The following is a 14,007-nucleotide window of genomic DNA, read 5'->3' on the forward strand; positions in this document are numbered from 1 at the left end:
GAACTAAGCTTGGCTGTTAGAACTCAATCTGTACGAGTGCCCACACAGATGATTGCTTTATATTGTTAAAGAACGTTTTGAGTCGCTTTAGCGTCTCAAGGGATGCGTATAATACATCCTTTATTTTTCGAGTCAACACTTTGTTTTAAACTTTCTTTTTGGAAGATTTAAAACCGAAGTTTTATTTAGCTCTCTGAGTAGTTGCTGCCTTGCTATGCTTCAGCGTTTCCCTTCTCAGTGGGGTCGCATTATAGGGAGATCCGAAAACAGATCAACTGTTTTTTAAAGAAAACTTGAAATAAACTGCTGTTCGCTGAGTATTTGAGCTAAACACGTTAAAAATACAACATAACTAGCAAGCTATTAACAACTAAAGATATTTTTATACCTTCTCATATTTAAAAGTAGGGTTAAACGATCTTTATATAAAGGCTAATGCCCCAGATGATCACGACGATCGACAATGCAAGTGTTACTGCAGCAGATCCCATATCTTTGGCTCTACCTGATAATACATGCCGCTCTGTGCTTACCCGATCGGTTAGGGCTTCAATTGCGGAGTTTAATAATTCGACTATAAGCATGATCAGTAGCGTACTAACAAGTAGTGCCCAATGAAGTAATGACGAAGCTAACCAAAATGATAGTGGTAACAAAATAATGCATAGGAGTAGCTCTTGTCTAAATGCGACTTCTTCTTTAAACGCGGCTTTAAAGCCAAGGTACGAACAATAGCTTGCTTTAAAAACACGCTTGAGACCGAGGCAATTTGGTTTTAATACATCTTTCATTAATAAACTCTATAAATGAAGGTCAAAATAAAGCCCCGCATTGCGAGGCTTTTATTTACGCTACACCATATTGGTCGCGGTAAGCTTTAACTGAGGCTAAATGCTGATCCATAGTCCCTTGGGTTTCAAGGTAACTAATTAGATCTGCTAGTTTTACAATAGAGATGACTTTGGTATTAAAGTCTCGTTCAACTTCTTGAATAGCTGATAACTCGGCTTTACCTTTTTCTTGGCGATCAAGGGCGATCAATACACCACTTAGATCTGCGCCATTCTCTGCGATAATTTCCATCGACTCACGAATAGCAGTGCCGGCGGTGATCACATCATCCACTAGCATGATTTTACCTTTAAGTTCAGAGCCTACTAATGTGCCACCCTCACCGTGTGCTTTTTTCTCTTTACGATTGAAACAATAAGGTACATCTTTATTGTAATGATCTGCTAAAGCAACTGCGGTTGTCGTTGCAATAGGAATACCTTTATAAGCAGGGCCAAATAATACATCGTACTCAATGGCGGCATCTTCTAATGCTGCAGCATAAAAACGGCCTAAACGCGCTAAATCTCGTCCTGTATTAAATAAACCAGCATTAAAAAAGTACGGGCTAGTGCGGCCTGACTTTAAAGTAAATTCACCAAACTTTAATACCTGCTTTTCTAAAGCGAACTCAATAAACTCTATTTGATAATCTTTCATATACAGTGATCCTTTGCGTTATGCTAATGCTTGCTTTTGTACGTCGATAATTTCACGAATAGAGTGCTTAGCTAATGTAAGTAACTCATCGAGTTCGTCGAACGAAAACGGTTCACCTTCGGCAGTTCCTTGAATTTCGATAATTTTGCCGGTTTCGGTCAGAATGACGTTCATATCGGTTTCTGCTGCTGAATCTTCTATGTACTCTAGATCACTAATGGCTTGGCCTTTATAGATGCCTACCGAAATTGCTGCAATCATGTATTTAAGTGGGTTTGAATTGATCATCCCTTTAGCACGCATATGCGTAAGTGCGTCAACTAATGCAACACAGGCACCACTAATAGATGCGGTACGTGTTCCGCCATCAGCTTGAATAACATCGCAATCAATAGTAATAGTGTTTTCGCCAAGCGCTTTTAAATCAACAGCAGCACGAAGTGCACGCGCAATTAAGCGTTGAATTTCCATAGTACGACCGCCCTGCTTTCCACGCGCCGCTTCACGGGCATTACGTGTGTGCGTTGCACGCGGTAACATACCGTATTCTGCATTGATCCAACCTTTACCTTGGCCTTTCATAAAACGAGGTACACCCGATTCAACTGTGGCAGTACAAAGCACCTTAGTATTACCAAACTCAACAAGTACTGAGCCTTCTGCATGCAAAGTATAATTACGTGTAAATGTAACAGGTCTAATTTGGTTAGCTGTTCTTTCGCTTGGACGCATTGACGATCCCCTTAATTCAGAATTTGCGACATTATAAGTGCATGTCGGTGTAGATGCCATGCTGATTGTAAAATATTCAGTCTATTAAATTTTCCCTAGAGCTTAAGCAGTGTTACGGTATAATCATTGTAATATTGTATTTATTAATTTTAGGAAACTATCCATGATCCACAGTATGACTGCTTACGCGCGTCGCGAAATAAAAGGCGATTGGGGCACCGGCACTTGGGAAGTTCGTTCAGTGAACCAGCGCTACCTTGAAACATTTATTCGTGCACCAGAGCAATTTCGTGGCATGGAGCCAGTAATTCGTGAACGCTTACGTAAACATTTACAACGCGGTAAAGTTGAAGTTTTCTTAAAGTTTGTAGCAAACCCTGCGCATGTTGGCGAGCTGTCAATTAATGAAGCACTTGCAGAGCAGCTAATAAATAGTGCTAAGTGGGTACAACAACACAGTGATGGTGACATTAACCCAGTTGATATACTACGCTGGCCTGGTGTTATGGAAGCACAAGAGCTTGATATGGATAGTGTAAATACTGCACTTATTGCAGGCTTTGACCAAGTAGTAGAAGATTTTAAATCTGCACGTGGTGATGAAGGTGAAAACCTACAAGAGATGATAGCTACTCGCCTTGAAGCTATTTTAGAGCAAGTAGCTATTGTAGAAACGCACATGCCTGAAATTGCCAAATGGCAGCGCGAAAAGTTAGCGCAAAAACTCGAAGATTTAACGGCTAATATTGACGAATCACGCCTTGAACAAGAGCTTATTTATTTAGCCCAAAAACAAGATGTGGCTGAAGAATTAGATCGCTTAAAGTCGCATGTTAAAGAAACCAAAAAAATTCTTACAAAAGGCGGGGCATGTGGTCGTCGTTTAGACTTTATGATGCAAGAGTTTAACCGCGAAGCAAACACATTAGCATCTAAGTCTATCAATAGTGACATTACTACTGCCGCTGTAGAGCTAAAAGTACTGATTGAGCAAATGCGAGAGCAGATCCAAAATATTGAGTAATGCTTTTAACGTTCAAGCCTTAAACTTGAGCACTAAGAGTTAATTAAAGTACAATAGTATTATTAAAGGCTTGGTTTATTCATAACCCAAGCCTATTTATTTTAGATAGAGAAAAACATGGCTCAAACTCGCGGAAACTTATTTATTTTATCGGCACCATCGGGGGCTGGTAAATCAAGCTTAATAAATGCGTTATTGAAAAAGCATGCTGATATGAAGGTATCTGTATCACACACGACTCGCGCTAAACGCCCTGGTGAAGAAAACGGTGTGCATTACCATTTTGTATCAACCGATGAATTTAAAGCACTCATAACTAAAGATGACTTTTTTGAATGGGCGCAAGTGTTTGATAACTACTATGGCACATCAAAACAAGCTATTGAGTCGCAACTAGATGCTGGTATTGATGTGTTTTTAGATATTGATTGGCAGGGTGCGCAGCAAGTGCGTAAAATTATGCCTAGTGTACAAACCATTTTTATTTTACCGCCTTCAAAGGCAGAGCTAGAGCAACGTTTGAATAACCGCGGCCAAGACTCGCAAGAAATTATTGCTGGGCGTATGGCACAAGCGCAATCAGAAACGTCACATTACAACGAATACGACTTTGTAATTGTTAATGATGACTTTGATACTGCACTAACCGACATAGAAACAATTGTTATGGCGCAGCGTTTAACATTAAAAATGCAAAGCGTTCGTCATCAAAGTTTACTAAATAGCTTACTTAAATAATGTAAGCTTTGCTTATATTGCTATTAAGCAAGTAAAACAGATAAAAATTAACCACTGGCTATTGGCGAAACAGGCTGCTTGCAGTAAACTACGCCTTTGCTTTTAAATTATTTTGGAGTGCTGAGATGGCCCGCGTAACAGTTGAAGATGCAGTAGATGCAATTGGTAATCGTTTTGACTTAATTTTAGTTGCGGCCCGTCGTGCCCGTCAAATTGCTGTTGGTGGTAAAAGACCACTAGTAGACCCTGAAAACGACAAGCCTACGGTAATTGCTTTACGTGAAATTGAATTAGGTTTGGTAGATAGCTCATCAATGGACGTTATTGATCGTGAAGAGCAACAACATCAAGAAGCAGCTGAATTAGCTGCTGTTGCTGCTATTGTTGGTGGCAACCAATAATCAACCTCCCGGTCTGATTTTAGCCAACGGCGCAGTATTTCTTCACTAGCCGTTGGCAATCCTGTCTTTTCATCGTATATTCTTAACTTACCGTTTCCTATTTGCTTCACAAGAACATTGGAGTGTGAATGTATCTTTTTGAAGGTCTTAAAAAGAAAATCTCAGAATACTTGCCAGCCGCCGACGTTGAGCTGGTGCAAAAAGCCTATGTGGTAGCCCGAGAGGCCCATGAAGGACAAACTCGTTCAAGTGGCGAGCCCTACATAACTCATCCTGTTGAAGTAAGCCAAATTCTTGCAAGTATGCATCTTGACCATGAAACACTTATGGCTGCGTTGATGCATGATGTTATTGAAGATACTAATTTTAGCCAGCAAGACTTAGCTGAAATTTTTGGTGATACTGTTGCTGAATTAGTTGAAGGGGTAAGTAAGCTCGATAAACTTAGCTTTAAAGATAAAAAAGAATTCCAAGCTGAGAATTACCGCAAAATGATTATGGCAATGACCCAAGATATTCGGGTTATTTTAATCAAGCTTGCCGATCGTACGCACAATATGCGCACATTAGGCTCACTACGCCCTGATAAGCGCCGCCGTATTGCCCGCGAAACATTAGAAATTTATGCGCCAATAGCCAATCGTTTAGGTATTCATGATATTAAAAATGAGCTAGAAGACTTAGGTTTTCAGGCTTTATATCCGATGCGTCATCGTGCACTTAAATCTGAAGTAGCTAAAGCACGAGGTAATCGCAAGGAAGTTATTTCTAACATTCAAAACGAAATAGAAATGCGTCTTGAGCAATCAGGAATAAAGGCAACTGTGTCTGGCCGCGAAAAGCATATTTATAGCATTTATAAAAAAATGCTTAATAAAGAGCTGCTATTTAATGAAGTAATGGATATTTATGCGTTTAGAATCGCGGTTGAATCTATGGATATCTGTTATCGCGTTTTAGGCGTAGCGCATAATTTATATAAACCAATTGAAACACGCTTTAAAGATTATATTGCCGTGCCAAAAACAAATGGCTACCAGCCTTTACATACCTCTTTGGTGGGCCCGCATGGGATTCCGGTTGAAATTCAGATCCGTACCCATGACATGGATCATATGGCAGATAAAGGGGTCGCTGCACATTGGATGTATAAAAAAGCAAATGATGGTGGCGCTGGAAGTACTGCACAGCAACGTGCACGCCAATGGATGCAAAGCCTGTTAGAGTTACAGCAAAGCGCTGGCTCGTCGTTTGAGTTTGTTGAAAATGTAAAAACTGAATTATTCCCTGAAGAAATTTACGTATTTACACCTGATGGTCGTATTATTGAGCTACCTATGGGCGCAACAGCGGTTGATTTTGCTTATGCGGTGCATACTGACGTGGGCCACACTTGTGTTGGCGCACGTGTTAATCGCAAACCTTACCCGTTGAGTAAACCAATTGATACAGGGCAAACGATAGAAATAATTACCAGCTCTGGCGCTCACCCTAATGCAACTTGGCTAAACTTTATTGTTACAGGTAAAGCGCGCTTAGGGGTTCGTAATTACCTTAAAAGCCAGCATCACGAAGAAGCACTCCTTTTAGGCCGACGTTTACTCGATTCTGCATTGGGTGAAAGTAAGCTCGACAGTATTGCCCAAGAAAATATCGACAGAGTACTTAAAGAGCATGAGCTCACTACAGTACAAGCGTTATTAGTTGAGATTGGTTCTGGCAATTTAATGAGTATGCTAATTGCAAAACGTTTATTGCAAAACGAGGATGGTGATGTAGCCAATATTGCCAAGCAAGCTAAGGCAACCATTATTGGTACTGAAGGCATGCTGGTTAACTATTCTAAATGCTGCCGCCCTGTTCCTGGTGATGCTATTACTGCACACATCAGCCAAGGTAAAGGACTAACAGTTCATCGCCAAGAATGTAAAAACATTCGTGGGTGGGAAAATGATCGCTCTAAATACTTAGTGGTTAAATGGGATGACAACCCTGAAAAAGAATATATTGCGGCTTTACGTGTTGAAATTATTAACCACCAAGGTGCACTCGCTAAGTTAACTAATGTGGTTGCGACAACACAAGCTAATATTGTAGAAATTGCCACCGATGAAAAAGAAAGTAATTTATACGTGATAGATTTAGGGATTACCGTTAAAAACCGTATCCATGTTGCTAATATTATGCGTCGCATTCGTGTGATGCCTGATGTGCAAAAGGTCTATCGTAAAAAGTAAAATAGGAAACACATGAATAAAGCATTTATCTCTACCGACAAAGCACCTGCTGCAATTGGCACTTATAGCCAAGCAGTTAAAGTAGGCACTGCTGTTTATTTATCTGGTCAAATACCCTTAGTACCTGAGACGATGGAAGTCATATCAGAAGACTTTGCGCAGCAAACACACCAAGTATTTAAAAATATTGCTGCGGTATGTGAAGAAGCAGGTGGTCAAATTCAAGACTTAGTAAAAGTGAATATTTACCTTACCGACTTATCTAACTTTGCAATAGTTAACGAAGTAATGAGCCAATACTTTAAAAAACCATACCCTGCCCGTGCAGCTATTGGTGTAAGAGCTTTACCTAAAAATGTACAAGTTGAAATTGATGGAATTATGGAGTTACCTTCAACTAACTAATTTATTCTAAGAGCTATAGCCAAAGCTATAGCTCTTATTCTGCTACTTCCTGCGCATTATTACCCTCAATTCTTGACTCAAAAGTAAATTTCTAGCACTCTATTATTCTGTCATATAAACAAACTTAACTTTGATAGTAAAAAGGATTAACTCGTGTTTAAGCTTGCTCATAATGGAAATGTATTACTTGATATCGGTAAGCACTCGCCCCCTTCAGCCGCTTTTATAATTGAAGCACTAGAAGAGTCGAATTTTTGTGATTGTAAAATAGATTATGACTCTATAAATAACTTTTTTAAAAGTAAAAACCCTGAGCCTATCTTAGTAGTAGCAACTAAACACGATGCAATATTAAGCGTGACTATTAGTGATGACAAAATGCTCGCTATTGGCGAATTAACACTAGCTCAAGGCGGTAATGTTCTTAGTTTAGATGATGCAAAAATGCAGCTGGTAAAAGCGCGAGTAGCAAGAGGTTATAAACAAGCTTTTTTAGAAAAACTCCTGCAAAAACAATTTGAAATGCCTGCCGGAAGCTCAACTAAAGGCATTTTGGCTAAAGGCAGATTACCTATTGATGGCCAAGATACTAAATTTAATACTTTAGTAAAAACCCTTAAAGATCGTCTAAAAACACCAAAACTAAAAGATGATGGCAGTGTTGATATGCGCGACTTTGGTAAATTAGCCAGTGTAAGCCCCGGCGAAACACTTATTCGCCAGCAACCAGCCACGCCAGGTAAAGAAGGGTTTAATGTACTTGGCGACTTACTCCCAGCTAAATCAGGCGAGATACTTTCTTTAGTTTCTGGTGAAGGCACTGAAATATCAAAATCTAACCCACTTGAACTTGTCTCTACTATTGCTGGTGTACCGGTTGAAATAAATAATGGCATGCGTGTTGATGATATTTTTACCATATCGGAAGTTACAGTAAAAAGTGGTCATATTGATTTTAATGGCAGCGTTATTGTTAGTGGCAACATTGAGCCAGGTATGCGAGTAAAGGCTAAAGGCGATATTACTATTTTTGGTACTGTTGAGTCTGCGCAGTTAACAGCCGATGGTAACATTACCGTAAAACAAGGTATTATTGGCCATTATAAACCTGAAGATAAATCACTCTCTTGCGCGCTCAACTGTAAAGGTGACATCTATATTTCACATGCACAATATAGCTACCTTGAAGCAACTAATATAATCATTGAACGTCAAGCAAGTCACTGCTCAATAAAGGCTGTTAATTTATTGCAAGTTGGTCAAGCAGAGCTCCCCAAAGGCAGGCTCTTTGGCGGAGAAGTACTCAATGCAACAACCCTTATTGCTGGCGAAATAGGCAATGAGTCGGGTGCAAAAATAGTCGTTAACTTAGCTGCATCAGGAGCCGAAATTACTGCTGATACCGATAATTGCTTTCAAGACTTGGCAAATACCGATAAACAACTTGATACCTTACAGGCCGCATTAGAAAAAGCCGATTTACTTAAGGATGTAGAAAAAAAGAATATGCTTATTGGAAAAATTGGCGCTACTCAACAGCATTACTGCCAACAAGCTGAACAGTTAGAAAAGCGCCTATCAAATCTAGAAAATAATTTACATGATTTATTAAATAATGCCAACTTAGCCGTTAACAGTGTTTTACATTCAGGGGTAGTGATACATATTTTTGATAAAGTACTCAAAACAACGCGAACTTATCCTCCGTGTAGTGTAAAGCTACAAAATAATAAAATTGAGGTAGAATTTAAAACGCATTAAAAATGAGTGCTTTTGAAGCACTCATTAAATCAACCTACTTAACTAAGGGGCTATTTAAATTTGTTAAATTACCCAAGCAGTTATGCTAATTGGCTTTATTATTTATAACAAGCCATCGAATGCAGCATGAGTGTGCTGCGGCCATGCACTCACTTGTACTTGGCCAATATGTGGTTTTTGTAATAACAACATAACAAGACGAGATTGACCAATACCACCACCAATTGTTTGCGGAAATTTATTTTGTATTAATGCCTTATGCCAATCAAACTCTAAACGGTCTTCGTCACTCGTCATACTTAATTGTTTTTGCAACACATCTGGACTAACGCGGATCCCCATAGAAGATAGCTCAAATGCGTCTTCTAATAATGGGTTCCACACTAAAATATCACCATTTAATCCTGCGTATTTGTCACAGGTTGGCGTTGACCAGTCATCGTAGTCTGGTGCTCTTACATCATGAATTTTACCATCACTCAATTTACCACCAATGCCAATTAAAAATACCGCCCCGTACTCTTGTGCAATCGCTTTTTCTCGTTGTTTAGCACTAAAATCTGGGTACATTTCTCGCAGCTCTTCGCTATGTACAAATGTAATACTGCTTGGCAAAAATGGCGTAATACCAAATTTATCGCTAACAAATTGTTCCGTTTTTTTAATACCGGTATAGATTGCTTCAACTGTTTGTTTAAGTGTAGTTAGTGTGCGCTCGCTATCTTGGCAGATCACCTTTTCCCAATCCCATTGATCAACATATACTGAGTGAATAGGACTCAACGAGTCTTCATCTGGGCGTAACGCCTTCATTTGTGTATAAATGCCTTCACCATGAGAAAAGCTATGATCTCCTAATGTTTTACGTTTCCACTTTGCAAGTGAGTGCACTACTTCGTAACGGCTATCTGGAATAGCTTTTATATTTACAGCTACCGCATTTTCATGGCCACTTAAGTTGTCTTGAGTGCCATCGCCCACTCGAGCAAGTATAGGAGCTTGTACTTCTATTAATCCTAATTGCTGCTCTAGTTGCTGTGAAAAAAAATGCTTAACTTGACTTATTTGCTGCTGCTGCTGCACATAAAGTGAACTCATAATAATTAGCCTCATTCCCAGTTATTGTACTTTCGTAACTCATTGCGTCTTAAATAACGCTTCAATATGGTTATCGTAACAATTTAATTATTTAATTCAATAACCCACAATAAAAATAGCTTTAACATATTAAAAGCATCAATTAAATGCTATAAAACATTAAGATTCAATAATCAAAGAGTGTAAAGGTAATGGAAAATTATCAAATCGATAATCTCGATAAACAGATTCTGCATGCATTAATGGCCAATGCACGCACACCCTACGCAGAATTAGCAAAACGTTTTAATGTGAGTGCCGGCACAATTCATGTTCGTATTGAAAAAATGAAGCAAGCGGGGATCATCACAGGAACTCAGTTAACTATCAGCACCAAGCAGTTGGGCTATGACGTGTGCTGTTTTATTGGGATTAATTTAAATAGTGCACGCGACTATCCGCAAACTCTAATTAAACTCGAAGCACTAGAGGAAGTTGTTGAAGCTTATTACACCACTGGTAACTACAGTATTTTTATCAAAGTAATGACTCGCTCAATCGATCATCTGCAAGATGTACTGATAAATAAAATACAAGCAATTGAAGCTATTCAATCAACAGAAACTCTTATATCGCTACAAAACCCAATTAGCCGCACAGTAATGCCTTAACACTAAAAATCTCGTATAATTACTGAAAAAGAGGATAATCATGCAGCAAACTCGCTATCAAAGAATCGCAGACGTACTTTCGCGCCGACAAACTGACCTAACAGTGTGTTTAGAGGACGTGCATAAACACCATAACCTTTCCGCTATCGTAAGAAGTGCAGACGCCGTAGGTTGTCATCATGTGCATGCCGTATGGCCAGAAAATCAAAAATGGCTTACTAATAATACCTCTGGTGGTAGTAAAAACTGGCTGGAAACACATTTACATAAAAATATTGACGATGCGGCAACAGCCATGCGTGCTCGTAATCCCGATATACAAATACTCGCGACTCACTTATCAACCGATGCCGTTGATTTTAGAGAAATAGACTATACTAAGCCAACCGCCATTATTGTCGGCCAAGAAAAAACAGGGATCTCAGAGCAAGCTTTAAAACACGCTGATCAAAACATTATTATACCCATGCAAGGGATGGTGCAATCACTTAATGTATCCGTTGCAGCTGCATTAATACTCTTTGAAGCTCAACGTCAGCGCGAACTTGCAGGCCTTTATAGTCGCAATATGCTGAGTGATGAAATTAAACATCCCATTTATTTTGAAGGGTGTCACCCTATTATTGCTCGGCAATGTAAGCTAAAAAAGCTTCCCTACCCGGTACTCGATGAGCACGGTGAAATAGTAGCTGATGAACAGTTTTGGCAAGCTTTAAAACATGCTTGATGCCACGTCGCACTATAAGTACACTTAACTCACTTACAAATAATAAGATTTGAGCCCACCTTGTCTAAACCTAGCTTAAGCCAATACCCAATAACAGAACTCAAAGGCGTTGGCCCTAAAATGGCCGAGCGATTGCTAAAGCTAGGTATTTCTACAGTACAAGACATGCTGTTTCATTTACCTCTTCGCTATGAAGACCGCACCCGGCTTTATACTATAAACGAGCTTTCATTACACAGCCATGTAAGCGTGGAAGCAACAATTGAAACAAGCCAGATCACCTTTGGTAAAAGGCGCATGCTAGTTTGCCAAATAAACGATGGCACCGGCAGACTTACACTACGATTTTTTAATTTTACCGCAGCACAAAAAAACGCCCTCAGTGCAGGAAAAATAATACGTTGTTTTGGTGAAGTTCGCCGTGGCCGTGTAGGCTTTGAAATGAATCATCCGGAATATAGCATAAGCGACACACCCAATGAGCAGCCTACGGCTACAACGCTTACTCCGGTTTACTCAACCACTGAAGGTTTAAAGCAATTATCAATTAGAGCACTTAGCGATCAAGCTATTAATCTATTGCAAAAATATTCAGTAGAGGAGCTGCTTCCAGCGCAATGGCAACCTTCTAATTTAGGGCTAAGTGATGCCTTACTATTATTACATCGCCCACCTAACGACATAGACGTAATTGCACTTGAACAAGGTACTCATCCAGCTCAGCAGCGGCTCGTTTTTGAAGAGCTACTAGCGCAAAATCTCAGCTTGTTAAAAATACGCCAACAAGGGCAACAAGTTAAAGCTGTCAGCTTAAATCCTAACAACGCATTAGAAAGCCAATTTTTAGCGCAACTCCCTTTTGATCCAACCAATGCACAAAGTCGTGTAGTCGCCGAAATTAAAGGTGATTTACAACAGCCTTACCCTATGATGCGTTTAGTACAAGGCGATGTTGGCTCAGGTAAAACATTAGTAGCAGCATTAAGTGCATTGACTGCTATAGCACAAGGTTTTCAGGTAGCTTTAATGGCTCCTACCGAAATTCTCTCCGAGCAGCATGGGATTAACTTTAATAACTGGTTTAACCAATTAGGTATTACAGTTGCCTGGCTTGGAGGTAAAACTAAAGGTAGAGAACGTGTAGCTACACTTGAAAAAATAGCCTCCGGGGAGGCGCAAATGATCGTCGGCACCCATGCGTTATTTCAAGACGAGGTGAAATTTCATAATCTCGTGCTTATTATTATCGATGAACAACATCGTTTTGGTGTTCATCAACGATTATCACTGCGTGAAAAAGGCCGCTTTGGCGACTGTTATCCACATCAACTAGTCATGACAGCAACACCTATACCTCGCACACTTGCAATGACCGCTTACGCCGATTTAGAGACCTCTGTAATAGATGAATTACCACCGGGTCGAACACCCATAACAACAGTGGCATTACCAGACACTCGTCGAGGCGATATTATCAAGCGCGTTAAATTAGCCTGCCATGAGCAAGGCAGGCAAGTTTATTGGGTATGCACGCTCATTGATGAATCAGAAGTGCTGCAATGCCAAGCCGCCGAAGATAGCGCGCAGCAATTAAAAGAAGCCTTACCAGAGCTAAACATAAGCCTTATACATGGACGGATGAAAGCTGCAGAAAAACAAGCCATTATGAGTGAGTTTAAAGCTGGTAATATTCATGTTTTAGTCGCAACCACAGTCATTGAAGTAGGAGTGGATGTACCTAATGCCAGTTTGATTATTATAGAAAACCCTGAGCGTTTAGGTTTAGCACAATTACACCAACTACGTGGTCGAGTAGGGCGTGGAGCTACTGCTTCGCATTGTGTACTTTTATACCATGCACCTCTCTCACATACAGCACAAAAGCGTCTGGGCGTGTTAAGAGATAGTAACGATGGTTTTGTTATAGCTGAGCGAGACTTAGAGATCCGCGGCCCTGGTGAAGTGCTCGGCACTAAACAAACCGGTTTAGCTGAATTTAAAATTGCCGATCTAACCCGCGACAAACACACTTTAAATCAAGTCAGGCCAATAGCGCAGCAAATGCTAATACAGCACCCAAAACAAGTAGATGCACTTATAAGTAGATGGCTTGGTAATAAATCCAACTACGCACTAGCTTAAAACTGCGCTCTTTCACAATATTGAGACTACCCCTAGTACTTTCCAGCTTAAATTACACTTTTCTGCAGACGTAAAAAAGCCCGATTATTTTCAATCGGGCTATCTCGATTTGGAGTCGGCGCGCTACTTCGTAGCGACAACGCAGTAGAATGTCGTGGTGCCCACAGCAGTGGAGAGCCACAGTGCAAATGCTACACACTCTTTGTGTCGGGGCGGCCTTCCGCGGGGCTCGCCTTCGAGCAGTTTTGTTTGATATAGAGGAATACAAATGCCGTAGAGCACAGGATGTGCAGGAGCAGCCACTACTGAATTCGCATGGGCTTTTGGCTATTTATTAAATTCCAGACGTAAAAAAGCCCGAATCGTTAAATTCGGGCTTTCTACAATTTGGAGCCTGGCAATGTCCTACTTTCACATAGCAAATGCTACACTATCATCGGCGCTGTTTCGTTTCACTACTGAGTTCGGCATGGGGTCAGGTGGGTCCAAAACGCTATGGTTACCAAGCAAATTAGGCGTTAATTCGTATCACTACAAATTAACTGAATTTGGAAAATATCTGATAATATTTTTTAAGTCTTTGCGTAAATATCTACTTTAG

Annotated in this window: 13 protein-coding genes and 1 rRNA gene; 9 read left to right on the forward strand and 5 right to left on the reverse strand. The window is 40.1% G+C overall.

The window, feature by feature from the left end; genetic code table 11:
- Window positions 1–410 precede the first annotated feature (410 nt).
- The 3 genes from HC000_RS17060 to rph are packed head-to-tail and all read right to left on the reverse strand — an operon-like array spanning window position 411 to window position 2,223.
- Entirely contained in the window at window positions 411–791 is a 381-nt protein-coding gene (locus tag HC000_RS17060) for a diacylglycerol kinase (RefSeq protein WP_179808270.1), read from the reverse strand.
- Window positions 792–846: 55 nt separating this feature from the next.
- Window positions 847–1,491: an orotate phosphoribosyltransferase gene (gene pyrE, locus HC000_RS17065; protein ID WP_089368835.1), complete on the reverse strand. Its 645-nt coding sequence runs from the start codon at window positions 1,489–1,491 to the stop codon at window positions 847–849.
- An 18-nt stretch (window positions 1,492–1,509) separates the two neighbouring features.
- Window positions 1,510–2,223 (reverse strand): ribonuclease PH, encoded by a 714-nt coding sequence (gene rph, locus HC000_RS17070; protein WP_011329426.1) that lies wholly within the window; start codon window positions 2,221–2,223, stop codon window positions 1,510–1,512.
- A 163-nt stretch (window positions 2,224–2,386) separates the two neighbouring features.
- On the opposite strand from rph, the gene HC000_RS17075 reads away from it, so the two are divergent.
- The 6 genes from HC000_RS17075 to HC000_RS17100 all read left to right on the forward strand — a co-directional run bounded on the left by HC000_RS17075 (window position 2,387) and on the right by HC000_RS17100 (window position 8,789).
- Window positions 2,387–3,247, forward strand: coding sequence for a YicC/YloC family endoribonuclease (locus HC000_RS17075; RefSeq protein ID WP_011329427.1), 861 nt, complete (start codon window positions 2,387–2,389; stop codon window positions 3,245–3,247).
- Between the two features lie 117 nt (window positions 3,248–3,364).
- Entirely contained in the window at window positions 3,365–3,985 is a 621-nt protein-coding gene (gmk, locus tag HC000_RS17080) for a guanylate kinase (RefSeq protein WP_179808271.1), read from the forward strand.
- A gap of 125 nt (window positions 3,986–4,110) precedes the next feature.
- Window positions 4,111–4,386, forward strand: coding sequence for a DNA-directed RNA polymerase subunit omega (gene rpoZ, locus HC000_RS17085; protein ID WP_011329429.1), 276 nt, complete (start codon window positions 4,111–4,113; stop codon window positions 4,384–4,386).
- A gap of 128 nt (window positions 4,387–4,514) precedes the next feature.
- Entirely contained in the window at window positions 4,515–6,623 is a 2,109-nt protein-coding gene (gene spoT, locus HC000_RS17090) for a bifunctional GTP diphosphokinase/guanosine-3',5'-bis pyrophosphate 3'-pyrophosphohydrolase (RefSeq protein WP_179808272.1), read from the forward strand.
- Window positions 6,624–6,635: 12 nt separating this feature from the next.
- The gene (locus tag HC000_RS17095; protein WP_011329431.1) at window positions 6,636–7,028 is read left to right on the forward strand and encodes a RidA family protein; all 393 of its coding nucleotides are present in this window, start codon (window positions 6,636–6,638) and stop codon (window positions 7,026–7,028) included.
- A 153-nt stretch (window positions 7,029–7,181) separates the two neighbouring features.
- Entirely contained in the window at window positions 7,182–8,789 is a 1,608-nt protein-coding gene (locus tag HC000_RS17100; protein WP_179808273.1) for a FapA family protein, read from the forward strand.
- Between the two features lie 102 nt (window positions 8,790–8,891).
- Here the strand turns inward: HC000_RS17100 and asnA are convergent, their stop codons facing one another.
- Window positions 8,892–9,887 (reverse strand): aspartate--ammonia ligase, encoded by a 996-nt coding sequence (gene asnA / locus HC000_RS17105; RefSeq protein ID WP_011329433.1) that lies wholly within the window; start codon window positions 9,885–9,887, stop codon window positions 8,892–8,894.
- Window positions 9,888–10,078: 191 nt separating this feature from the next.
- On the opposite strand from asnA, the gene asnC reads away from it, so the two are divergent.
- From asnC to recG, 3 genes are read left to right on the forward strand one after another with little or no spacing between them, the layout of a single operon-like run.
- Window positions 10,079–10,537: a transcriptional regulator AsnC gene (asnC, locus tag HC000_RS17110; RefSeq protein ID WP_011329434.1), complete on the forward strand. Its 459-nt coding sequence runs from the start codon at window positions 10,079–10,081 to the stop codon at window positions 10,535–10,537.
- A 40-nt stretch (window positions 10,538–10,577) separates the two neighbouring features.
- Entirely contained in the window at window positions 10,578–11,264 is a 687-nt protein-coding gene (trmH, locus tag HC000_RS17115; protein ID WP_179808274.1) for a tRNA (guanosine(18)-2'-O)-methyltransferase TrmH, read from the forward strand.
- 60 nt (window positions 11,265–11,324) lie between these two features.
- The gene (gene recG, locus HC000_RS17120) at window positions 11,325–13,406 is read left to right on the forward strand and encodes an ATP-dependent DNA helicase RecG (RefSeq protein ID WP_179808275.1); all 2,082 of its coding nucleotides are present in this window, start codon (window positions 11,325–11,327) and stop codon (window positions 13,404–13,406) included.
- Between the two features lie 392 nt (window positions 13,407–13,798).
- Here the strand turns inward: recG and rrf are convergent.
- A 5S ribosomal RNA gene (gene rrf, locus HC000_RS17125) occupies window positions 13,799–13,913 on the reverse strand.
- Between the last annotated feature and the right edge of the window lie 94 nt (window positions 13,914–14,007).

This window comes from Pseudoalteromonas sp. MIP2626 (genome assembly GCF_013414205.1).
Lineage (GTDB): Bacteria > Pseudomonadota > Gammaproteobacteria > Enterobacterales > Alteromonadaceae > Pseudoalteromonas > Pseudoalteromonas nigrifaciens.